At 62.2% G+C, this 22,069-nt stretch carries 19 protein-coding genes and 2 pseudogenes; 12 read left to right on the forward strand and 9 right to left on the reverse strand.

Annotated elements, in window-relative coordinates; all coding sequences use genetic code 11:
• Nucleotides 1-207, forward strand: a 207-nt coding sequence (locus NCR40_RS30585) for a helix-turn-helix domain-containing protein (RefSeq protein WP_250511740.1), incomplete at its 5' end; no start/stop codon positions are given.
• Between the two features lie 18 nt (nt 208-225).
• Here the strand turns inward: NCR40_RS30585 and NCR40_RS30590 are convergent.
• Nucleotides 226-1,287, reverse strand: a complete 1,062-nt coding sequence (locus NCR40_RS30590) for an Ldh family oxidoreductase (protein WP_250511741.1) — start codon at nt 1,285-1,287, stop codon at nt 226-228.
• A gap of 363 nt (nt 1,288-1,650) precedes the next feature.
• Between NCR40_RS30590 and NCR40_RS30595 the strand changes: the two genes are divergently transcribed.
• The 10 genes from NCR40_RS30595 (at nt 1,651) to NCR40_RS30640 (ending at nt 12,946) form a co-directional block, all read left to right on the forward strand.
• Nucleotides 1,651-2,745, forward strand: a complete 1,095-nt coding sequence (locus tag NCR40_RS30595) for a sugar ABC transporter substrate-binding protein (protein WP_244831890.1) — start codon at nt 1,651-1,653, stop codon at nt 2,743-2,745.
• A gap of 72 nt (nt 2,746-2,817) precedes the next feature.
• Nucleotides 2,818-4,392 (forward strand): sugar ABC transporter ATP-binding protein, encoded by a 1,575-nt coding sequence (locus NCR40_RS30600; protein WP_244831889.1) that lies wholly within the window; start codon nt 2,818-2,820, stop codon nt 4,390-4,392.
• 11 nt (nt 4,393-4,403) lie between these two features.
• A complete protein-coding gene (locus NCR40_RS30605) occupies nt 4,404-5,423 on the forward strand; it encodes an ABC transporter permease (RefSeq protein WP_250468124.1) in 1,020 nt (339 codons plus the stop codon).
• Between the two features lie 22 nt (nt 5,424-5,445).
• A complete protein-coding gene (locus NCR40_RS30610; protein ID WP_250511742.1) occupies nt 5,446-6,897 on the forward strand; it encodes an aldehyde dehydrogenase family protein in 1,452 nt (483 codons plus the stop codon).
• 13 nt (nt 6,898-6,910) lie between these two features.
• Nucleotides 6,911-8,440 carry a xylulokinase gene (gene xylB, locus NCR40_RS30615; RefSeq protein ID WP_250511743.1) on the forward strand — a complete coding sequence of 510 codons (1,530 nt, stop codon included), beginning with the start codon at nt 6,911-6,913 and terminating at the stop codon, nt 8,438-8,440.
• On the forward strand, nt 8,437-9,138 hold the full coding sequence (locus NCR40_RS30620; protein ID WP_244831885.1) for an HAD-IA family hydrolase: 702 nt from the start codon (nt 8,437-8,439) through the stop codon (nt 9,136-9,138). The genes xylB and NCR40_RS30620 overlap by 4 nt, the downstream gene beginning before the upstream one ends.
• The gene (locus NCR40_RS30625; RefSeq protein WP_244831884.1) at nt 9,138-9,983 is read left to right on the forward strand and encodes a MurR/RpiR family transcriptional regulator; all 846 of its coding nucleotides are present in this window, start codon (nt 9,138-9,140) and stop codon (nt 9,981-9,983) included. Before NCR40_RS30620 ends, NCR40_RS30625 begins: the two co-directional genes overlap by 1 nt.
• Before the next feature lie 20 nt (nt 9,984-10,003).
• The gene (gene rpiA / locus NCR40_RS30630; RefSeq protein WP_244831883.1) at nt 10,004-10,768 is read left to right on the forward strand and encodes a ribose-5-phosphate isomerase RpiA; all 765 of its coding nucleotides are present in this window, start codon (nt 10,004-10,006) and stop codon (nt 10,766-10,768) included.
• Entirely contained in the window at nt 10,765-11,526 is a 762-nt protein-coding gene (locus tag NCR40_RS30635; protein WP_250511744.1) for an SDR family NAD(P)-dependent oxidoreductase, read from the forward strand. Before rpiA ends, NCR40_RS30635 begins: the two co-directional genes overlap by 4 nt.
• 31 nt (nt 11,527-11,557) lie before the next feature.
• Nucleotides 11,558-12,946, forward strand: a complete 1,389-nt coding sequence (locus NCR40_RS30640) for an FAD-binding oxidoreductase (RefSeq protein WP_250494269.1) — start codon at nt 11,558-11,560, stop codon at nt 12,944-12,946.
• 399 nt (nt 12,947-13,345) lie between these two features.
• Here the strand turns inward: NCR40_RS30640 and NCR40_RS30645 are convergent, their stop codons facing one another.
• From NCR40_RS30645 to NCR40_RS30670, 6 genes and pseudogenes are all read right to left on the reverse strand, one after another.
• A complete protein-coding gene (locus NCR40_RS30645; RefSeq protein WP_250511755.1) occupies nt 13,346-13,606 on the reverse strand; it encodes a PAAR domain-containing protein in 261 nt (86 codons plus the stop codon).
• 341 nt (nt 13,607-13,947) lie between these two features.
• Nucleotides 13,948-14,175 carry a hypothetical protein gene (locus NCR40_RS30650; protein ID WP_250511745.1) on the reverse strand — a complete coding sequence of 76 codons (228 nt, stop codon included), beginning with the start codon at nt 14,173-14,175 and terminating at the stop codon, nt 13,948-13,950.
• A 352-nt stretch (nt 14,176-14,527) separates the two neighbouring features.
• Nucleotides 14,528-14,684 (reverse strand): annotated as a pseudogene (locus NCR40_RS30655) (RHS repeat-associated core domain-containing protein); the annotation flags it as partial.
• Between the two features lie 82 nt (nt 14,685-14,766).
• On the reverse strand, nt 14,767-15,162 hold the full coding sequence (locus NCR40_RS30660) for a hypothetical protein (RefSeq protein WP_250511746.1): 396 nt from the start codon (nt 15,160-15,162) through the stop codon (nt 14,767-14,769).
• A gap of 355 nt (nt 15,163-15,517) precedes the next feature.
• Nucleotides 15,518-17,258, reverse strand: a pseudogene (locus tag NCR40_RS30665) (RHS repeat-associated core domain-containing protein); the annotation flags it as partial.
• A gap of 188 nt (nt 17,259-17,446) precedes the next feature.
• Nucleotides 17,447-17,893 carry a contractile injection system protein, VgrG/Pvc8 family gene (locus tag NCR40_RS30670; RefSeq protein WP_250511747.1) on the reverse strand — a complete coding sequence of 149 codons (447 nt, stop codon included), beginning with the start codon at nt 17,891-17,893 and terminating at the stop codon, nt 17,447-17,449.
• 575 nt (nt 17,894-18,468) lie between these two features.
• Between NCR40_RS30670 and NCR40_RS30675 the strand changes: the two genes are divergently transcribed.
• Nucleotides 18,469-20,460: a hypothetical protein gene (locus NCR40_RS30675; protein WP_284507922.1), complete on the forward strand. Its 1,992-nt coding sequence runs from the start codon at nt 18,469-18,471 to the stop codon at nt 20,458-20,460.
• A 50-nt stretch (nt 20,461-20,510) separates the two neighbouring features.
• On the opposite strand, the gene NCR40_RS30680 is transcribed toward NCR40_RS30675, so the two are convergent.
• Both NCR40_RS30680 and NCR40_RS30685 read right to left on the reverse strand, forming a co-directional pair.
• The gene (locus tag NCR40_RS30680; RefSeq protein WP_250511749.1) at nt 20,511-21,623 is read right to left on the reverse strand and encodes a serine hydrolase domain-containing protein; all 1,113 of its coding nucleotides are present in this window, start codon (nt 21,621-21,623) and stop codon (nt 20,511-20,513) included.
• Between the two features lie 41 nt (nt 21,624-21,664).
• Nucleotides 21,665-22,057, reverse strand: coding sequence for a DUF4150 domain-containing protein (locus NCR40_RS30685; RefSeq protein ID WP_250511750.1), 393 nt, complete (start codon nt 22,055-22,057; stop codon nt 21,665-21,667).
• Nucleotides 22,058-22,069: the final 12 nt, after the last annotated feature.

Below are 22,069 nucleotides of genomic sequence, written 5' to 3' on the forward strand. Positions count from 1 at the left end.
ATGCTCGGCGTGCGTCGCGAAGGCGTGACGGAAGCCGCAGGCAAGCTGCACGACGCGGGTCTGATCCATCACAGCCGCGGCTGCATCAAGGTGCTCGACCGCGCTGGTCTCGAAGAGCGCGCGTGCGAATGCTACGGCATCGTCAAGCGTGAATTCGACCGGATGCTGCCGCGCGCCGCCCGCCAGAACGAAGCGACGTTTGCCTGAACGACGCGTCTCACGCGGTCAGTCGCGCGCCACGATCTTCACGTTGGCTTCGGCGGCGACCGCGTCCAGCCCGGCGATGGTATCGGCGGGCAGCCACAATCCTTCTTCGAGTTGAGTCTGCTGGGCGCGCGTTTCTTTCTCGCCCGGATAGAACACTTCGTCGACACCCTCGGCGGGCGGCGCGGCCTTGAGCGCTTCCACATAGCGCTCCATGCGCGCGTTGAACTCGTCGAGCGGCTGAAATGCGGCGACATTCAGCGCGATCATCAGATGCCCCGCGCGGCTGCGATTCACCGGATCGTACGGACCGTGCACGTCCGTCAGACACCCGCTGCCCGAGAGGACGCCGGAAAGCACGTCGACCATCGTTCCGATCGCATACCCTTTGTGCTCTGCCATCGGCAGGATGAAACCCTTGAGGCCTTCCACAGGGTCGGTCGTCGGGCGGCCGCGTGAATCCACGGCCCAGCCGAGCGGAATCGGTTCGTGACGCATCTGCGCGAGAAAGATTTTGCCGCGCGCGACGCCCGAGTTCGCCACGTCCATCACCATCGGTTCATAACGTCCGGCGGGCGCGGCCACGGACCACGGATTGGTGCCGATCATCTTCTTGAGCCCGCCCCACGGCGCCATGTTCGGGCCGCCGTTGGTCATGCACAGCATGATGCAGCCGTCGTTCGCCGCCATCCGCGTGAAATACATGCACGTGCCGAAATGATTCGAGTTGCGCACCGATACCGCGCCGATGCCATGCGCCTTCGCGCGGCGGATTGCGTCGAGCGTCGCCGCGCGTCCCACCACCGGACCTATGCTGTCGCCGCCGTCCATGACCGCGACGGCGCCTGCATCGACGGGAAAACTCAGGCTGGTCGACGCCTTCATGGCGCCCGAACGCAACCGCGCGTAGTACCAGCCGAGCCGCAACACCCCATGCGACTGATGACCCCAGAGGTCGGCCTGCACCATTGCATCGGCGGCGATGTGCGCGTCCTCGGCGTTCGCGCCCACGCTTTTATAAACCTCGGCGACGAACGCGCGCAAGGCGTCCGGATTCACGCGATAACGCGTGGCGTCGTTCATGTGGTGTCTCCTTGAGTGAGCAAGCGTGCTGGTCTTATCTCTACCAGCTTCAGCTTTCGCGCGCCCTGATGCCTTCGTCGGCGAAATGAAGGGTTGCCGTAGTCCGTTCGCTCGACATCATGTCAAAAAATAGTAACGCTACGTTTGCAACGGACACTTTATTTGCGCTGAAAATTCGCCGAAAGGCTTGCTGCACATAGTATTGCAGCGCGTCAGCTAGTAAACCCTATCTTGTCGCCCGCCCACAGCGTTTTGTATATTTTGTTCGTATTACTACGGTCAAAAAGAAATTTACTACCTGACCCAAGGCGCAAGTCCCGTGGCGAATGTCGCTGCCATATCGGTGTTGAGGAGACAACAACTATGGAAGAAGCACTGGAAGTCGCATCGCGTAGAAAGTTCCTGGCGGGACTTGCCGCCACGGCCGGTTCGGTCGCGCTTTCGTCGGTCTCGGGCAAGGCTTTCGCCCAGCAGAAAGTGTTCGTTCCTTATAGCAACAAGAGTCTGGATTACTACTTCTTCGCCACGCAGCAGGAAGCGGTGAAGCGCGCCGTCGAAGCGAAGGGCTGGACGTTTCAGGCCGTCAACGCCAACTTCAGCAACACGACGCAGCTCGAACAGTGGAACAGCCTGATGTTGAAGAACCCGTCGGCGATCATCGCGGACCCGATCGACAGCCAGGCTATCGTCAGCGTCATCAAGAAGTACAACATGAAAAAAATCCCCGTCGGCATTATCGATACCCCCGCGCTCGGCGGCGATGTCGCGGTGACGGTGGACTTCGACAATCATCAGGGCGGCATCATGGCGGCGGAAGCCATTGTCGGTCTGCTCAAGAAGAAGCACGGGTCGGCAAAGGGCTCGGTGCTCAACTGCTACGGCGCGCTGCAATCGGTGGCGTGGCGGCTGCGCAAGGAAGGCTTCGAGGAGACGATGAAGAAGTATCCGGACGTCAAGCTCATCAGCCGTCCGACCGAAGGGCTCCTGAAGAACATGTTGTCCGTCACGCTCTCGACACTCTCCGAGTATCCCGATCTCGACGCCGTCCACGCGCCGAGCGATTCGCCCGCGCGCGGCATCGTCACGGCCTTGCAGCAAAAGGGCAAGTGGAAGAAGGTCGGCGAGCAGGGACACGTGATCTTCGTGAATATCGACGGCGAGCCGGCCGCGCTGCAATGGATCGCGGACGGCTACATGGATGCGGTGGTTTCGCAAGACCCGATCGCCTACGCGCAGATCACCGTCGACATGCTCGACAAGTATTCGCTGAAGGGCCAGCCGGTGCCGCTCGGGCCGTATCAGAACAGCCAGTACTTTTGGGAGAAAGCGCAGATCACCAAATCGGAGACCGGCCCGAGTCTCGTGATCCAGCCGTTTATCGTCGATGCCTCCTCGGTGAAGGACAAACGCCAGTGGGGCAACATCGCCTATAACGAATGGGGACTGCGTTACTCCTGATGCACCGGTAATTCACGTTGAGCAGGGCGGCGCGCGAGCTTCGCGCGCCATCGCCAAACGGAGGTTCGCTTCATGGCGGATATGAGCAGCAACGAGTACATCCTGAGAACGCACGATGTCGTCAAGCGCTACAAGGCGGTAGTCGCGCTGGATCGCGTGTCGGTCAACATCCGGCGCGGCACCATTCACGGTCTGCTCGGCGAAAACGGCGCGGGCAAATCGACGCTCGTGCGGCTCATTTCCGGCCAGACGGCGCCGACCGAAGGCAGCATCACCTTCGACGGCGAGGACATGCAAGGCTCGGACGTCAAGCAGATGGAAGCGCGCGGCGTGTTCCTCGTGACGCAGGAACCGATGATCGTCGACTCCATGTCGGTCGCCGACAATCTCATGCTGGGCCGCTGGCCGGTCAAGCGCGGCCTCTTGAAACAGGTGGACCAGCGCGCGCAGATGCAAAGCGTCGAGATCGCGCTCGAAGGAACGGGTTTCGATCCGCGCATGCCCGCGCGTTTGCTGTCGGCGGTCGCCAAGCGCAAGCTCAACATCCTGCGTGCGCTGCATAGCGGCGGCAAGCTGCTGATTCTCGACGAACCCACGACCGCGCTGACGCTCGCCGACCGCGAACATCTGTTCGACTTCATGCGCAGCCTGAAGGCGCGCGGCGTGACCTTCGTCTTCATCTCGCACTACAACGAAGAGATTCTCGATATCTGCGACGGCGTCTCCGTGCTGCGCAACGGCAAACTCGCGGGCGAGCACGACGACCTCTCGCAGATCGACTCCGACGGCCTGTCCGAACTCGTGATCGGCCGCGACGTGCCGCTTTTCTATCGCGACCGCGAAGCCACCCGTGCACGCGGCGCAGGCGACGCGGCGGGCGCCGCGTGGCTCGTCGAAGACCTGGTCGCACCGGGCGTGGACGTGGAGCGCTTCTCGATTGCGCCGGGGGAGATCGTCGGCTTCGCGGGCTTGCCGGGATCGGGCGCGAAGGAGTTCGCGCTGGCGCTCTTCGGCTTGAATCGCGCAAAAAGCGGTCGCGTCTCGCACGACGGCCGCACAAGCGTCATGCCGAATCATCCGGGTCCGGCGTTCGAGCGCGGCATCGCGTATTTGTCGGACGACCGGCATCGCGATGGCCTCGTCGGTCTGCAGAGCATCGCGCACAACATCACGCTGTCGAGTCTCGCGGATGTCTCGCACGGCGGCGTGATCGACGCGGGCGCGGAACGTCACGTCGTCAAACGCTATTTCGAACACTTTCGCGTGAAGGCGGCCACGCCCGAAGTGCTGCTCGGCACGCTCTCGGGCGGCAATCAGCAAAAGGTGTGTCTCGGCCGCGTGCTCGCCACGTCGCCGCGCCTTCTGATTCTCGATGAACCCACGCGCGGCATCGACGTCGGCGTGAAGGAAGAAGTCCACCGAATCATCGATACGCTGACGCGCGAAGGCCTCTCGGTGATCGTCATCACGAGCGATCTCGACGAGATGGTGCGCATGGTGGACCGCGTCTGCGTGTTCGTGGGCGGGCGCATCGAGCGTGAATACACGGGCGCGCAGATAGAGAAGGACGCGATCCTGCAATCGGCGTTCAACGTCGAAACCGCGTCGGTACAAACCGAGCCGGAACCGCTCGCGAGCCAAACATGAGGAGAGAGTCCATGCAATCAGGTAGCGATATCACGCCGGCGCCGGCCACGTTGTCGAAGGCGGGCGCGGCGCCGGGCACGAAGCGCAGCAGAGCGGGCGTGCAGTGGGTCTTTCAGAACGTCGTGTGGCTCTGGCTCGCGGCGCTCGTGATCGTGTTCGGCGTACTCAATCCGTTCTTCTTCACGCTCTCGAATCTGCAGAACGTGCTCGTGCAGGCAACCGTGCTTGGCTTGCTCGCGCTCGCGGTTTCGTTGCCGCTGATGGTCGCGGAGATCGACCTCTCGATCGCCAGCAACATGGGCTTTTCGGCGGCCATCGGCGCGATCGTTTCGACGCGGCTCGGCTTGTCGCCCGCTGTCGGCGTGCCGGTGGGCATCGCGGCGGCGACGGCTATCGGCTTTTTCAACGGCATGTGCGTGACGCGCCTCAAGATGGTCTCGCTGATCCAGACGCTGGCCGTGATGATCGTGCTGCAAGGCTCGCTGCTTGCGGTCACGCAGGGCAACACCATCTCCGATATGTCCGCGGGCTATATCTGGATCGGGCAGTACACCATCAACAACTGGCCGGTCATGCCTATCGTGTTTCTCGTCGTGCTGCTGGGCATGGGCTTTTTGCTGCGCAAGACCGTGCTTGGACGTTATCTGTATGCGACCGGCGGCAACGCGCTCGCGGCCAACTCGGCGGGCATTCGCGTGAATCGCGTGAAGGTGATCGCCTTTACGTTGTCGGGCTTTCTTTCGGGCGTCGCGGGCTATCTGCTTGCCGCGTGGCAAATGGCCATTACCTCGGATCAGGGCGAAGGCTTCCTGCTGTATGCGATTGCCGCGCCGATCATCGGTGGCGTGAGCGTGTTCGGCGGACGCGGCGGCGCGCTCGGCATTCTCGGCGGCGTGCTGCTGCTCACGGTGATCCACGTTGGTCTCGCGATCACCGAAGTGCCGTCGTTCTACGTGCAGATGATCGGCGGCATTCTGATTTTCGTCGCGGTGGCCGTCGACGCGATCCGCGTCAACTTCGTCTCGCAATAAACGCATTCACCACTTTTTCGCCATGACAGAACCACGACACTGCGAGATGTATATCGATGGACGCTTCACGAAAGAAGGCGTGAGCGAATGGATCGACGTAACGAATCCGAGCACGGAGCAAGTCGTTTCCCGCGCGCCGGATGCGAGCCAGGACGTGATCGATTCCGCAATCGAAGCCGCCTCGCGCGCGTTCAAAACATGGCGGCGCGTGAATCCGTTCGAACGCTCGCGCCTGCTGCACGCTATCGCCGACGAAATCGCGAAGGACGAACGCGCGATCGCCATGTCGATCACGGTGGAAATGGGCAAGCCATTGGCCGAAGCACAAGGCGAAGCGCGCAAACTCGCGAAGGCGTTTCACTATTACGCGGAAGAGGCGGTGCGTATCTATGGCGAAACCATTCCGAACGAAGAGGATGGCTTCGTCAGTTTCGTGGAGAAGGAACCGGTCGGCGTGGTCGCGGCCATTGCGCCGTGGAATTATCCGGTCGAACTGATCGGCTGGAAGCTCGCGGCTTCGCTGGCGGCGGGTTGCACGATCGTCGTGAAGCCTTCCGAGTACACGCCTTCGAGCGCGGAAGCCGTGTTTCGCTGCGTGGATCGCGCGGGCTTGCCAGCGGGCGTCGCCAATCTGGTAATGGGCGCGCGCGAGGCGGGCAAGCGGCTCGTCGGGCATCCGCGTATCGATAAGGTGGCGTTCACGGGTTCGGGCACGGCGGGCGAGGACATCTATCGCACGGTGCGCGGCATCACAGGTCTGTCGCTGGAACTCGGCGGCAGTTGTCCGCTCATCGTGACCGCGCATGCCGATATCGATCTCGCCGTCGCGGGCACGTTGCGGCGCGCGTTTCGCAATGCCGGGCAAATCTGCATCTCGATCAATCGCGCGTATGTGCAAGAGTCGGTCTACGACGCGTTTCTCGCGCGGCTAACCGAAGGCGCGAACAAACTCGTCGTCGCCGATGGCGTGGCCAACGAACGCGCGGATATCGGACCAATGGCCACGCGCGCGGGCGTCGTCAAGGTAGAGCGGCATCTGGACGATGCACGCGAGCGCGGCGCGCGCATTCTCTGCGGCGGCGGGCGTCCTTCCGCGCTCGGTTCCGGCGCGGGCTTGTTTCTCGCGCCGACCGTCATCGCCGATGGCACGCCCGAGATGCTCGTCATGCACGAGGAAACCTTCGGCCCGGTGATCGGCGTTGCGCCTTACAAGACGCTCGACGAAGCCATCGATGCAGCCAACGGCACGCCCGCCGGACTCGCGGCCTATGCGTACACGGAGCACGTCAAGGAGAGCTTCACGCTTTCGCGCGAACTCGACTTCGGCAACGTCGCCATCAATCACGTCGATGCGGGCATCATGAACGCGCCCTACGGCGGCCGCAAACAGAGCGGCACGGGCTACGAGCACGGCCGCGAAGGCATGGAAGGGTATCTGCATCTGAAGCACGTGCGTTTGCGACACGGCGCCTGAGCGGAGAGCGACGATGGAACGCTATCTTCTCGGCATCGACGTGGGGACGTCCGCGTGCAAAGTCATCGCGGTGGATGGCAATGGGCGCGTGGCGGCGAAGGCGCTCGCGTCTTATCCGCTCGTCTCGCCGCGTCCGGGCTGGGCGGAACAAGACCCGGAGCACTGGTGGCAGGCCACGCAAAGCGCGCTGGCCGAAGTGCTCGCCGCGCTGCCGGATCGCCGTGCGGTGGCGGGCATCGGCCTGTCGGGTCAGATGCATGGTCTTGCCGCGCTCGACGAAGCCGACAACGTGCTGCGCCCCGCGATTCTCTGGTGCGACCAACGCGCGGCGCCCCATTGCGATGAGATCACCGCGCGCGCGGGCGGTCTCGACGGCTTGCTTGCGATGGTTCAGAACCGCATGCTGCCGGGTTTCACTGCGGGCAAGCTCTTGTGGATGCGCGAGCACGAGCCCGAACTCTTCGCGCGCATGAGGCGCATGCTGAACCCGAAGGATTATCTGCGCCTGCGTCTGACGGGCGAACATATCACCGATGTTTCCGATGCATCCGGTACCGGCCTCTTCGATGTAAAGCGCCGCGCCTGGTCGCAAGCGCTGCTCTCGCTGCTCGACCTGCCCGCGAGCCTCGTGCCGGAGGTCGTGGAATCGACCGAACGCGCGGGCGTCTTGCGGCTTGAGCTTGCGCAAGCGTGGGGCCTGTCCGCCGATACACCCGTCTTCGGCGGCGGCGGCGATTCGGTGATCCAGACCACGTCGATGGGCGCGATCGATACCGGACCGCTCGGCGTGACCATCGGCACGGCGGGTATCGTCGCGGGCGGCATGCGGGAGTGTCCGGTGGCGACAGGCCAGTTGCAGATTTCGTGCGGCAACGCGCCGGGCCGCTGGCATGTGATGGGCGTGACGCTGTCGGCGGGCGGCGCGTTCGAATGGCTGCGCGGTGCGCTAAGACGCATGACGTCCGCGCTGTCGTTCTCGGAGATGACCGATCTCGCCAAAGCCGCCGCGCCCGGATCGGACGGCTTGCTGTTCCTGCCTTATCTGCTTGGCGAACGCTGCCCGCACGTTGCCGCCGACGGCCGTGCCGCGTGGATCGGCCTCACCTCGATGCACGACGCCTCGCACCTCGTGCGCAGCGTCATGGAAGGCGTGTTGTTGAACATTCGCGCCATCGCGGCGCTGGGGTCAAGCGCAGGCCTCGCCTGCGACGAAGTGCGGGTGTCCGGTGGCGCGACCGCCGAACCCCTCTGGCTGCGCCTGCTTGCCGACGTGCTGCAACGCGAAGTCACCACCGTCACGGGCGCGTCGGAAGGCGGCGCATACGGCGCGGTGCTCGCGGCCGGCGTGGGCGCGGGCTGGTGGACCACGCTCGACGAAGCCGTCAGCACCTTGCGCGTGACGGAGCGCATCAGTCCCGACGCGCGACTCGGGCCGCTCTACGACGCACGTTTCGAAACCTTCCGCACGCTGTACGACACGTTGCGCCCGGTCTATGAGCGTATCGCAGCCGAACCCGCCTACCCGGAGAGCACCAACCGATGACCGTCAATCTCGCGGAAGTTCCTGTCGATGCCATCGTGTTCGACCTCGATGGCACGCTCGTCGACACGGCGCCCGATATCGCCAACGCGGTGAATCGTCTGCTCGCGACGCATGGCCTGCCGCCGCAGACGGTGAGCTTCGTGGCGCAGTACATCGGCGAAGGCTCGTTCGGGCTGATCGACAAGTTGTACAAGGGCTTGGGTCTCACGCTCGATCATGATCGCGTGAGCGCCGACGTCGAAGCGTATTTGTCCATTTACAAGCAGCACCCGGTTGGCGAAGCGACCGTGTACGCCGACGCGCTCACCGCGATTCCCGCGCTGCATGCGGCGGGCATCAAGCTCGGCGTATGCACGAACAAGGCACAGCATCTGGCGCAGGCGGTGCTCGCGCATTTCGGCATCGAGCAGTACTTCAGCTCGGTGATCGGAGGCGATATGCTTGCACAGAGAAAGCCGCATCCCCGGCATCTGCTCGCGACGCTCGAAGCGCTCGACGTCGCGCCCGAGCATGCGCTCTATATCGGCGATACGCGCATCGACGCCGAATGCGCCGAACGTGCGCAGGTGCGTTGCCTGATCGTCAACTGGGGCACGGGACCCGACGTTCCCGTTGCCGAGGATGCCCGGCTCGACTCGTTCGCCGATCTAGTAACAAGGTGCGCCGCGCTCAATGCGTCGCGCCTGCCGGGAGCCTGATGAGAAACGACCTGTTGCGGCGCATTGCGCTCGAACACCCTGCGCTGACGGGCGCGACCTTGCGTATCGCCGATGTCTTGTTGGGCGCGCCCGAAGCCGCGCTCAAGATGAGCATGGCCGAGTTGTCCGAAGCGGCGCAGACGAGCGACCCGACCGTGGTGCGTTTTTTCCGGCGCTTCGAGTGCGCGGACTATCAGGACTTCAAGGTGCGTCTGGGCCAGGGTCTAATTCCGCAAGCGCCCTTCGATTACGAAGCGATCACCAACGCCGACGCGCCCGAGAACGTCTGCAACAAGATCATCAACAACTCGCTGCACGCCATTCAGCGCTTCGCCAAGGATGTCGATGCGAGCGCCATCGAGCGCGCGGCCAAGTATCTGATCGAGGCGAAGGGCATCTTTCTGTTCGGCCTCGGCATCTCCGAAACCATTGCCTTCGATGCCGAGCACAAGTTCTTTCGCTTGGGGCTGCATTGCCGCGTAGTGCTCGAAAGCCAGCGTCAGTTGCTGCTCGCGCCAACCTTGCGCAACGACGAAGTGGCCGTGTTCTTCTCGCATTCCGGCTCGACCAAGTCGCTCGTGATGGCCGCCGCCATGGCCAAGGGCAAGGGTGCAATCACCATCGCCATTTGCGCGCCCGGCTCGCGGCTCGCGCAGACGTGCGATCTGACCATTGCCGTGCCCGCCTATGAGAACACCGAGCTGTACACGCCGCTCACGGCGCGGATCAACCATCTGCTCGTGGTGAACATGCTCGTGGCGATGCTCGGCCTCGCTCAAGGCCGCGAGTTGCCCGACAATCTCGCCGCGCTCGACCCGTGGTTCACCGACAAATTCATGGACTAAGCAAGTCAACGGAGACGCAATTGGCTACGTATATCGAACCGGGCTATGCCCAGCTCAAACCCGCATCGAAACAGGACGAAGCGAAACTCGTGTCTGGCAACAAGGCGGTCGATCACTATCTGAAGCCGGGCATGAAGGTGGGTCTCGGTTCGGGCACGACCTCGCACTGGTTCGTGCGTGCGCTCGCGCCGCGCGTGAAGGACGGGCTGGATATCGTCGGCGTGCCGACTTCGAACGCCACGCGTGAGCTTGCGCTCGAACTCGGTGTGCCGTTGACCGATCTAGGGCAGATCGACCGGCTCGACGTGACTATCGACGGCGCGGACGAGATCGATCATCAGGGCAGCATGATCAAGGGCGGCGGCGCGTGTCTTCTATGGGAAAAGATCGTGGCGGCGGCATCGCGCAAGATGGTCGCTGTCGTCGACGATAAGAAAGTCTTCGATACGCTGGGACGCTTTCCCTTGCCTATCGAGATCATCCAGTTCGGCTGGCAGAGCACGGAGCGTTTGCTGCGCGATCTGTTCGTCTCGGCGGGCTTCGACGAAAGCGTGCGTATCGAGCGGCGCGTGAAGAATGGCGAACTCGTCGTCACCGACAGCGGCAACTGGATTCTCGACTGTCATCTCGAAGCCATTCCCGAGCCGCTCGCGCTGTCGCCGCGCTTCAACGCCATTCCGGGCGTGGTCGAACACGGCCTCTTCACCGGCATTGCAAGCGAGATGATCGTCGGTCACGCGGATGGCACGGCGGATATCGTCGTCTTCGAAGGAGCGCGCACATGAGTTCGACACTGGATGCCTTCCGTCTGGATGGCGATGTCTGCGTGGTGACGGGCGCGGCGCAAGGCATCGGCTTTGCGATTGCGACAGGCTTGAAGAGCGCGGGCGCGACGGTCGTCGTCGCGGATCGCGATGAAACGCTCGGACAAAAGGCCGCGCAGGAAGTCGGCGGCACGTTCGTCGCACTGGACGTGACGGATTCATCGTCTGTCGATCAAGCCTTCGATACCGTCGTCGCGCGTCACGGCAAGCTCGACGTGCTCGTGAACAACGCGGGCATCGTAAAGAATGCCTCCGCGCTCGAAACCGACGATGCCGCCTGGCGCGCGGTGCTCGCGGTCAACCTCGACGGCGTGTTCTATTGCTGCCGAAGCGCCGCGCGGCACATGACGCGGCAGAAGTCCGGGCGCATTGTGAACATCGCGAGCATGAGCGGGTCGATCGCCAACAAGCCGCAGCCGCAGGCGTCGTACAACGCATCGAAGGCGGGCGTGATTCATTTGACGCGCTCGCTCGCGGCGGAATGGGCCGCGGATGGCGTGCGCGTCAATTCGATATCGCCGGGATATGTCGGCACCGAACTCACGAAACGCGGTTTCGAAAACGAAACGTGGCGCAAGGTGTGGATCGACGGCACGCCGCTCGCCCGCATGGCGACGCCCGATGAAATCGCGCCCGGCGTGGTGTTCTTCGCTTCGCGCGCGAGCGCCTTCGTGACCGGTTCGGACCTCGTCATGGACGGTGGCTACACTGTCTGGTGATCCGCAAAAACAGCATGGAGACGAGCATCAAATGACCGCACGCGAAGCAGTGAGCGCCTTGCGCGAAACCCTTGGCGCGGAAGTCGTCGCGTTGCCCGAAGAGTTCGGCGACCGGCGCGTCGTGGACTGGAGCGGGTTGCCGGGCGCGACGCCTTCGGCCATCGTCCGGCCGCGCAACACAGAGGAAGCCGCCAAGGCGCTCGCTCTCTGCACGAAATACAAGCAGGCGGTCGTCACGCAAGGCGGGCTCACCGGGCTCGTGGGCGGCGCGAACGTGCTGACGGACGAAGTCGTGCTCAGTCTCGACCGCATGAACCGCATCCTCGAGATCGATGAAGTCTCCGCGACCATGACGGTGGAAGCGGGCACGCCGTTGCAAGTGGTGCAGGAAGCGGCGAGCGCGGCGGGCTTTTACTTTCCGCTGGATCTCGGCGCGCGCGGCAGTTGTTCCATTGGCGGCAATCTTGCCACCAACGCGGGCGGCAACCGCGTCATCAAGTACGGGATGATGCGAGATCAGGTACTCGGCGTCGAAGCGGTGCTGGCGAGCGGGAAGGTCATCGGCGACTTGAACAAGATGATCAAGAACAACAGCGGCTATGACTTGCGGCATTTGTTGATCGGCAGCGAAGGCACGCTCGCGATCATCACACGTGTCGTGCTGCGATTGCGGCCGAAGCCAACGGCGACCGCCACCGCGTGGTGCGGCTTGCCGGACTTTCGCGCGGTGACCACGCTGCTGACGCGTGCGCAGGCGGGGCTGGCCGCAGGGGTATCCGCGTTCGAAGTGATGTGGGCGGGTTATCACGATGCCGTTATCGGCAACCTCAGGAACCTGCGCGCGCCGCTCGCGGATGCGCATCCGTTCTACGTGCTGTTGGAGAGCGTCGGCACCGATCCGGTCCGTCACGGCGATGCCTTCGAAGAGTTTCTCGGCGCGATGCTGGAAGACGGCGTGGTGACGGACGCCGCGATTGCGTCGTCGGAAGCGCACGCGCGCGACTTCTGGTCGATTCGCGATGCGCCCGGCGAGTATCAGCGCTTCATTCCGAATCACGCGGCGTACGACGTGAGCTTTTCGATCGCGCAGGTGGGCGATGCCGCGCAGAAGTGCGAGGCGCGTTTGCGCGAACGCTGGCCGCAGGCGCTCGTCCTGACGTATGGGCATCTTGGCGATGGCAACATTCATATCGTCGTGGACGTGCCGGGCATGGGCAAGCACGATCACGACGAGATCGACAGTGTGATCTACGACGTGACGCGCGAGTTCGCGGGATCGATTTCGGCCGAGCATGGAATCGGCGTGAAGAAGCGGCACTTCTTGCCGCAGAGCCGCCGCGAGACCGATCTCGAAGCCATGCGCGCGATCAAGGCGGCGCTCGATCCGGATGGGATTCTCAATCCGGGGAAGGTGTTTTAGGGCTTTGTTTGGCAGTTCAGGCGGTGGTTTGGGCAGATCCGGGGAATCGGTTATCTTGCCCGATCGCAATTAATACATTCGACGTGATTCCGCCGTTAGCATGAGCGTGACAACGGCTACTTGGTGCCATGAAGTCGCTCGGGTCTATCGGTCGTGGATGCAGACTTATCGGCTTCCATAAGTTTTGGCGGCCGCGCGTCGTAGTGGCAATCTTCTGGGGCCCGCTTGCCGACCTTGCGAGCACTGAGCGTTCCTTTGGGTCGCGCTCGTAGCGTGTCTCGACACCAGCTTCCGTTGATGCCGCCAGCCGACATCGTCCCACGGAAATAGTGATGTTGCGCACGTCGAACCCGGTCTGCTCGTACCTGCCCGAGCGCGTGATCTCACGCTCAGAGCTAGTCAATCAATCGAGCCATGATCGCCTAAGGCAATTATTCGACTGCCGCACGCTGTGAGATGGCCATTCAGCGCAACGTGTTCGCCGTTGGTGTCGGTTAGCATGTCCGAGCCTTGAATGATCGGATTAACGCCGTGTTCGGGACATGACACGAGATCGCCCACACGCGCGCCTTTACGTCCGTCGATGTCCATCGTGTCTGATCCGGTGATGATGCGGCCGCCGTGGGTGGTGCTGTCGCCTACGCATGCGATTGATGTTATTTTGTCTCTAACTTAGATCAAGAAAATTGTATGGTTGGCATAGTGATTGAGGCATTGAATCACATCTTCCGTGGTCACCTTTGGCTTTTGCTTATGGGCTAAATCAACAACCGCCTGAAAATTCTCGCCAAGGTAAAGAAAGGCGAGGCTGCAGTCATTCACTTGGTCTGGCAACGTCCCGAGCCGCCGCTTTATTCGTGGCTCAAGTTCGCCGGGGCGATGGATCGAGTACGCCGGAATCAGAGCAGGGCAGCGCGTCAAGATCAATGTTGAACATAGGCGGCTGATCATTATCACCGAGTAGACGAACTGAGGGGCCGCGTGTGAGCGGCCCCTCGTCGCTATCTGTCTATCTGCCAATCGACTTTCCAATTGGACTCTGCAAAAAAGCTTCCAACAGCCTCTTTTGTTTCAACCCAATTATCAAAGCCAGTACTCATATCAGGGTAATCCGCTGTCAGGATTAAAAATCCTCCTGTGTTCGCTGTGTCATCCACTACCTTAACGTATGAACCTGCGTCATCTCCAGCGATGATTTTCCCAACTATTCCGAACAGGATTTTTTCCATAACCGACCTCATTCGCAGACCGAAATATGATTATTCGCTGTGGGTTTTGTAGCCCCTGGAACATAAGTCTTCAAATGCCCATGGGGAAAATTCGGTGCATGATTTCCTTGAATCGAATTATTGTCTATTCTGAACTGCCGAGTTCCATCTGCGCTCCGATAAACACCGCTACCTGGCTTACCAATCTCTGTGGCGCCCGCGCCCAAAAACTCAGATCCAGCATCAAGCAATTGGTCTGATGTCAAAACATATTGGCTAGTTATGTTCCCTTTGCCGTTGGGCGTTTCGTCAATCACGGAATGCACAGGGCACTTTTGCTGCTGGCGACATAGAGGGCAAATTCCCTCCATTTTTTGCAGCCCCAGCGGATCAACCCAGTGCACCGGATTCGGCGCGTACTGATACGGATTCAGTCCACCGGCCAACCCAATCGGGTCCTTGCTGATGAATCTTCCACTGCTCGGATCGTAGTAACGGTTTCGATTGTAGTGCAGCCCCGTCTCGTGATCGAATTACTGGCCCAAATGTCGTATTCAGCGAGCCCCAGCGGGTCAACCCACTGCACCGGATTAGGCGCGTATCACGGGGAAACTAGGTTATACGCTTACCCTCTACCCACAAGCCCGGCTTTGTCTCGGTGCCTGCTTTTACAACAAACTCGCACCCAACGAGCCGATCCGCAGCGACGTAGCACGTGCCAAGGTACTGCGACGTCGAAATGACGTAAAAGTCCAACGTTTCTTCTTCGCCCAACTGGCCAAGATCGGAAATCAGGCTCTCGATTCCGAACGTCGTTTTTTTCAACCGCTTGGAGCTTTCCAAGCGCCGCTTTGCCTGACTAAGGGCGAAATGAACCGTGCAGTGTTGAGTTTGGATTTGGCTCGCTTTCAGTTCGGACGATCGCAATACAGCACGTAGCTCACCGGTCCAAAATGCATTGGGCCGCCGATCAAGCAGGTTGTTTAAGTACGAGAGACTATTGCTCATTTGCATCCTCCTCGTGAAACGTTAACTCCCGTTCTTGTTCCCTCTTGCAGCATTTCAGGTTCTCCCCACTGGTTAAGGTGAGTCCAGCCCCAACTCCAAGTGTCACCTGGTCCCGGTGGTCCAACAGGTACGCTCAATAAAACGCCGCCGGGTCCATCTTTATTTGCGTGATCGAGTGCGATGTCTTTGTTCTTCGTCCATGAGACATACTGACTCTGCCCCGTCAGTCCACCTTCAGCGTGTTGTTCCGGCGTTAGATTTGCAGCCGGATTTGCTGGGCTAACGATTCCCTGCTTTGCATCTTCGATCGCAGGGTGTTTCGCGCTAACGCCTCGGTAGAGGCAATTGCAGCAGCTTAGACCCAACGGATCGACCCACCCAACTGGGTTAGGTGCATATGCATACAGGTTGACGCCACCCGCCAGCCCAATCGGGTCCTTGCTGATAAACCGTCCCGTCGCCGGATCGTAGTAACGGTTTCGATTGTAGTGCAGCCCCGATTCCTCATCGACATACTGCCCCTGAAACCGGATCGCGTTATCCGTCTCAGCCGGGTCTTCCTTACCATAGGGCGCATCCTTTCGCCCGCCCCACGCCTTATAGCGCGCAAGCCAAACCACCTTGCCAGACTCATCGAGCAACTCCTGCGGTGTGCCCAGATGATCGTTCTGATAGAACACCGTCGCATGCGTCGACTTCGCGGGCACCTGCACAAAACGCCCGTCCGTGCCAGTGGCAAGGAACGCCGGTTCGACCAGTTTCTCATCAAGCCGCGCCAGCGGCACGAACGTCCCCGGCTCATGCAGATAGAGCGAGGCGCGCGTCCACTGGTACTCCGCGTCGAGCGTGTGCATGCGCTGCGCGACCGGTAGCGAGTACGCGTCCTGCGCATCCTCCCGCACCATCGCGTACCGCGCATTCTCCGATCTGCGCTCGAAGCCGCGTTCACGCGGCAACGCCTCGAAGCGCTCTTCCATCAGGAGCACGTCGCCATCCCACGTGAAGACCGTCAGTTCGGCGGGGCCGCTTGCGCGCTGGACGTCCTTGGCAATGCGCCGGCCAAACGCGTCGTAGGAGAACCGAACCACGAGTTCGGGCTTGAGCGGGCTGTCGTCCCGTGGCGCATGGTGGCTGCGTTCCCACGGCGCGGGCGGTCGCGCATAGCGGCTGGCCTCTATTAGCCGGTTTTGTTCGTCATATCGGTATCGCCACGGCGCGTGAGCGCCGCCCGATTTCGTGATCAGATTGCCGCGCTCGTCGTAGTCGTAGCTCGTCGAGTCCAATTCCCTCAGTACGTTGCCGATGCACTTGGGCAGCGACCTCCACCACGCCCCGAAGTTGCTCGTGTCCTCCGAGCTGCGCCAGCGCATTGGCACGCTTCGGCCGGCGCGTGTCAATGCCGCGTCTTCTTCATCCTCCCGGGCATGGCGCGCGGCACGCGCTTCGGCCGTCTCGATCGCCGGGCGCGGTGGAACCTTGTTGGCATCGACCGGATTGCCCGCCGGATCGAACGCAAAGATTTCGGTCAGGTCGGGCGTCGCCGACTTGAGCAGCCGGCCTACCGGATCGTAGGTGTAATCGGTCACCCCGCGCACATGGTCCTCGATGCGCGTCAGGTTGCCCGCCGTGCTGTACCCATAGGTGCGCTCGGCCAGCACATCGAGCAAATTCACTGAACTCACATGACGCACCGACATCTGTGCGAGCCGTCCGACCGGATCGTACTGGCGCGCCTGCGTGAAGCTGCGGTGCGTGCGCTTGATTTCCCGATGCAGCTTGTCGCGCTCGAAGTCCATCAGCGGCTTGCCGTCGAGCATGACGCCGTGGACGTGGCCCGAGCCATAACGCAGCCAGTCGATGGAGCGTGTATTCGGCAGGATGGTCTTCGTGCGATTGCCGAGCACGTCGTACACGTGGCGCGTGACGGTCGAATACTGGCCCCGGTAATACGGGCGAACGTGCTGCTCTTCGGCGATCAGGTTGTTCGCATCGTCGTAGTGCAGGCGGGTCGTGCTGCCAGCGGCCGTGGCGGTCGCGAGCCGCCCGCGCGCGTCGTAGTAAAAACTCTCGGTCGCTTGCTTGCCGATCGTGCGCGCGGTGAGCCGCCCGATCGGGTCGCGCTCGTAGCGCGTCTCGACGCCGGCTTCAGTCGATGCCGCCAGCCGCCCGGCATCGTCCCATGCATAGGCGACGCTGCGCCCGTCGAACCCCGTCTGCTCGATGACCTGACCGAGCGCGTCATAACGAAACTCGGTAGATTCGTGGTTCTCGTTGTTCAGCGTGGTTATTGGTGCGGCAGAAACTGGTGACGCTCGAGTATTGCAATGACGATCTCGGGCGCGGACATGTCTTGATAGATGCGCGTCGCCTGAGTGAGATTCAGACGCGCCAGCGTCGATTCGACAATGAGGCGGTAAGCAGTGAAATCGCGAGTCTTGCGGGTCCGCGTAAAGCGCGTCACGCAGCCGTCGAAGATGCGCGGCTCGCCGCTATCGGCGGGCGGCTCGATCGTGAACTTGGCACGCTTGCCGAGATAGTCCGCGCGCGCGAGTTCGGTCTTGGCGGTGAGTTCGAGCGTAATGCGGTAGGGCTCGCCGAGCCGCTCGACGGCATGGACTGAGAAAATGGATAAGTTATCCGTCTCGGGCGCGCCGCCGACTTTGAGAAAGTACGATTGACGCCCGGTGATCCAGCGCGCGAGTGCGCTGGTGGGCTTGGCTTGTGCTTCCATTCAAGTCTTCCGTGCGACGCAGGACGATGACTGGCCGTAACGCCTGACGATCTCCTACGCCATGAGAGTTGAAGAGCCGAACAGGCTACGACACGCGCAGTTGTTCCGAAAGCACGACAACAGAATGTGACAATCGATTAGATGAGCCGATCATCAGGAATTTAGAAGCGTCGATTGCTCACACACAACTGGTGCGAGTACGTATCTTCTTGGGGCTTTGTGAATGCGTCGTCGCCAGCAGCTTGAGCAAGAGTTACCGTTCAAACCCCCTCGCCCAGGCGTTCGCCCATTGACGAACGCCCTTTGCACCGCTTTCACTTAACCGCTTCAATCTTCGGAAATGGACGTGGTTTGTAAGGCTTATCGGCCATTTGCCGTTGACGGCCTTCACCTACGCTAGTGACATGCCGTAAAGGCATCAGTCACGCGCCAGTCTTCGTGGTGCTCAGTTCCCTTTCTGCAAGGTTATCGTGAAGCCCGTTCTTCTTACTGTCGCGGCAAGCGCCGCGCTCTCGCTCGCTCTCGCCGCATGCGGCGGCGGCAGCTCGTCGCCGTCCACTTCAGGTGGCGTGTACATGGGTCCTGTTGCGAACGCAGCAGTGGCGGTGTATCAACTCGCCGCCGACGGCACCGTCTCCGACAAGCCGCTCGCCACTGCCACGACCAACAACGACGGCACTTTCGCGCTCAAGGGCAGCCTGCAATATCCGCTCTTCGTGCGCGTAACGGGCGGCAGCTATCAGGAAGAAGCGACCGGCACCAACACGAGCCTTTCCACCGAAATCGATGCCGTGTATCTCAACGCGCCTTCGCAGATGGTCGTCTCGGCGTATTCGAACGCAATCGTCGCCGATGCACGCGCGGCCGGCGGCCTTAGCGCCGACAACATCAACGCCGCAGTCGCGCGCGTGAACGCGTTCGCGGGTGACATCGACGTCCAGCAGACCACGCCGACGCTCGTCACCGCAGGCACGACCGGAACGGTCACGGATGGCGCGAAGATGAGTCTCGCGCTCGGCGCCGAATCGCAAAGCCGCACGACGGATGGCTCTTCCATCGATACCAGCACGCAGAACATCGTCGCACAGGCAGCCAATGGCGATACGCTCGCGTCCTGTCACGCAGGCTCGGGCGATATCGCCGATGACGGCACCGTCGCCGCGCCCTCGGGCGGCAACTGCACGATCACGCAAGGCGCCGCGACTTATGCGGGCAGCGCGGGCAACCGCTCGGGCATTACGTCGATGGCGCAGTTCGCGCCGGTCGTGCCAGGCGCGGCGCAAACGGCTATTGGCAGCGCGGCCACTTGCGGCGACCGCATCGCCTTGCTCAGGGACAACGCCGCGATCTTCGCGGGCCGTCAGAACGACGTGCAGGCAAAGCTCACCGGCGGTCTTACCAAGACCAATTGGGCGACCTATCTGACCGCCAGTAGCTGGGGGCCGCTCGCCGCTCAGTACGGCGCGATCAAGGCGCCTTCAGGATGCACCGATACCGACACGTTTTATCGCGAACTCGTGATGGCGGTGGAAAACTTCTGGGTCGATCAGGACATCAACTATTGCCATCATCATGTGCCGGGCTGGCTGCCGCCGGACGATTCGGGCGGAACCGATCCGAAGTACCGCAATTCGTCGGCGGGCAGCACGTCGGGCGCGGCCGCGAGCGCGAGCGGCGCCAAGACGCCAAAGTACGGCATGACCTGCACCGGTCAACGCAGCGCGACCGGTTCGCAGCAGATCCAGGCGAGCGGTGTCACCGCCACGAACACGCCGGCTTACAAGCCTGCCGAGGTCATGTGGCATGGCGTGGATTGCTCGGACTTCACGTCTTGGGTCTACAACTTCGCGGGGCTCACGGGCAGTACGGAAGTCGAAACCGGCGTGACCACGCAAGCGTGCATGACGCCCGCGGGCGCAACCAGCACGCCTGATTGGGCGGGACCAAAGCAAGCGGGCGTTCTGCTCGATATCAACAGCGGCAACTTCGACACCACGTCGCAGTATCTGCTGCCGGGCGACTTGCTCTATATCACCGCGTCGCCGATCGTCAAAGGCAAGATGGTTCCCTTTACGCCGACGAGCACCATTGGCCTCACGCACGTCGTGACCTGGACCGGCAAGAAGTGGTCCGATTTGCGCAATGGACCGGATGCCTGGCGCTACGATCCGGCGCATATCGGCGAGCCGGGTTCGCGTCTTGGCGGCGATCTCGCGTCCATCCTCCAGAACGACAACGTGCTGGAGGCGCTCGACAAACTCGATCCGTGGATGATCATCGACAGCCACTATGCGGGGCCTTCGTATCGCCCGTTCATTGGCTGGTATCGGTCGAGCGTGTCGGATGTCCGGCGGATCATCGGTCAGGACGCGGCGCGCGCGAATCCCGATCTCAAGAATCTGATCATCGAACAGCAGCCGACTAAGGCCACGCTGGCCTCGAAGACTCAGTTGGGACAGATCGTGCTCGCCTCGAAGCAAGGGCTCGCGAACGGCTACGTCATGCACTACACCCAGGTGCCGAAAAACGGCTTGCCGACGTGCGAGCGCGTGGGTATTCCAAAGTAAAAGCGCCGAAAAGAAACGCGTGATGCGATGCGCCACTCCGGCGCTTCGCATCAAGGCAGATGCCGCCCGATGGCAATCGCCACTGGCGCGGGCGGCGTCTCGCCCTGATTGACCGCGATAAAAATCGCCGCGTCTTTGTGCGGATTCACGAGAATCACCGAGCTGAATCCCGCCGTTCCACCGTTCTTCAGAGTTTCCGGATGCAAGCCGGGCGAGCCGTTGCCGTTGTTCGTGACCCACGCCATGCCTTGCTGCGCGATGCCGTTCGGCAACGTGTAGCGCGGCGCTTGAGCCGCGTGCATCGCCGAGATCAGTTCGGCGGGCACCGGACGTCCGTCTATTTCACCGTGTCCGAGATTGGCCTCGCCGAAGCGCAACATGTCGGCGGCGGTGGAGCGCATGGCGCCTGCCGCGTACCACGCGTAGAGCGGCCATTGCGGCGCGCGCTGCCCGTCTCGAAGATGCCCTTCGGCCGTGCGCCCTGGCACGTCGACTGGTCCCGAGAACGAACTCGTCATGCCGAGCGGTTGCAGGATATCCGTCGATAGCTGATCGGCCCACGCGCGCCCCGTTGCCTGCACGAGCGTCACGCCGAGCACGCCGACGCCTGCGTTCGAATACATGTAGGGACGGGGCAAGGGACCGTCCGGCGACCACGACGATACCCAGCGAAAGAAGTCCGCCGATGTGTAGTGGTCGATACCGCGATAACGCAGATTGCGCGGTGCGTCGGGCGGATTGTCGGGCATGCCGGAAGTGAAGTCGGCGAGCTGCATCGGCGTGACGTTCTGCGCGGCGCTTTGCAGCGTGACGCCGTTGGGCATGTAGCGCTGTATCGACGAATCCGGAGCGATCTGATGCCGGCCGATGGCGAGCGCGAAGAGCGTGGTCGTGAAGACTTTCGTGCACGAGCCGATCTCGACGATGCTATCGGCCGTGAAGGGCGCGCCGTTGTCGTTGGCCGAGCCGTATGCGTAGTAGTAACGCTTGCCGTGCAGCGACACGCCGACGATCGCCCCCGCCGCCTGATGCGACGAGAGCAGCGGCTGCAAGTAGGTATCGACGACTTGCCGGATGGCGGCGCTGTCGTCGGCGGGTTGCTGGGCCGCGGCGGGAAGCGTGGCGCAGGCGGTGAGGAGAAGGGCGAGGGCGGTGTGGCGCATGGTCGTTGTTGTGGTTGCTTGAGGCGGTGTGGCTCGTGGGGTCAGCTCATGATCATCACGGTAGGCTGGCTCGGCACCAGTACGACGCCGATGGCGTTACTTTGATTTTGCGTCGTCGGCGAAGTAAGCCGAACGGCGGGATTGCCGGCCACCATTACCTTCATGCTGCCCTCGGTGAAGCGCGCCGGGCCCATGATCGTGCCCGAGGCCACGCCGCCTGCCACGCCGGCCTGATCGCCATTGGTCAACGGAATCTCTGAGCCGAGATTGAGTGCGGGCGCTCCGCAGATCAGCACGGTCTCGGCCGTCGGCGTGCCCATCATGGGCATGGCGATATTCGGAAACGGCGTCGGTACCGGTCCAGCGGGCGTCGGCACTTGGCAGACATCGGGTTCGGCGATCATCTCGCCAGCAGCTATGGTCACTGCAAACACGGCATACCTCCG

Origin of the sequence: Caballeronia sp. GACF4 (assembly GCF_023631025.1) — a bacterium.
Taxonomy (GTDB): domain Bacteria; phylum Pseudomonadota; class Gammaproteobacteria; order Burkholderiales; family Burkholderiaceae; genus Caballeronia.

Coding starts and splice junctions, on each gene's coding strand:
- NCR40_RS30600 (WP_244831889.1), top strand. CDS start 2,818: ATGGCGGATATGAGCAGCAACGAGTACATCCTGAGAACGCACGATGTC.
- NCR40_RS30650 (WP_250511745.1), bottom strand. CDS start 14,175: ATGGAAAAAATCCTGTTCGGAATAGTTGGGAAAATCATCGCTGGAGAT.
- NCR40_RS30595 (WP_244831890.1), top strand. CDS start 1,651: ATGGAAGAAGCACTGGAAGTCGCATCGCGTAGAAAGTTCCTGGCGGGA.
- NCR40_RS30590 (WP_250511741.1), bottom strand. CDS start 1,287: ATGAACGACGCCACGCGTTATCGCGTGAATCCGGACGCCTTGCGCGCG.
- NCR40_RS30675 (WP_284507922.1), top strand. CDS start 18,469: ATGGGTCCTGTTGCGAACGCAGCAGTGGCGGTGTATCAACTCGCCGCC.
- NCR40_RS30680 (WP_250511749.1), bottom strand. CDS start 21,623: ATGCGCCACACCGCCCTCGCCCTTCTCCTCACCGCCTGCGCCACGCTT.
- NCR40_RS30670 (WP_250511747.1), bottom strand. CDS start 17,893: ATGGAAGCACAAGCCAAGCCCACCAGCGCACTCGCGCGCTGGATCACC.
- NCR40_RS30640 (WP_250494269.1), top strand. CDS start 11,558: ATGACCGCACGCGAAGCAGTGAGCGCCTTGCGCGAAACCCTTGGCGCG.
- NCR40_RS30635 (WP_250511744.1), top strand. CDS start 10,765: ATGAGTTCGACACTGGATGCCTTCCGTCTGGATGGCGATGTCTGCGTG.
- NCR40_RS30625 (WP_244831884.1), top strand. CDS start 9,138: ATGAGAAACGACCTGTTGCGGCGCATTGCGCTCGAACACCCTGCGCTG.
- NCR40_RS30660 (WP_250511746.1), bottom strand. CDS start 15,162: ATGAGCAATAGTCTCTCGTACTTAAACAACCTGCTTGATCGGCGGCCC.
- NCR40_RS30610 (WP_250511742.1), top strand. CDS start 5,446: ATGACAGAACCACGACACTGCGAGATGTATATCGATGGACGCTTCACG.
- NCR40_RS30605 (WP_250468124.1), top strand. CDS start 4,404: ATGCAATCAGGTAGCGATATCACGCCGGCGCCGGCCACGTTGTCGAAG.
- NCR40_RS30620 (WP_244831885.1), top strand. CDS start 8,437: ATGACCGTCAATCTCGCGGAAGTTCCTGTCGATGCCATCGTGTTCGAC.
- xylB (WP_250511743.1), top strand. CDS start 6,911: ATGGAACGCTATCTTCTCGGCATCGACGTGGGGACGTCCGCGTGCAAA.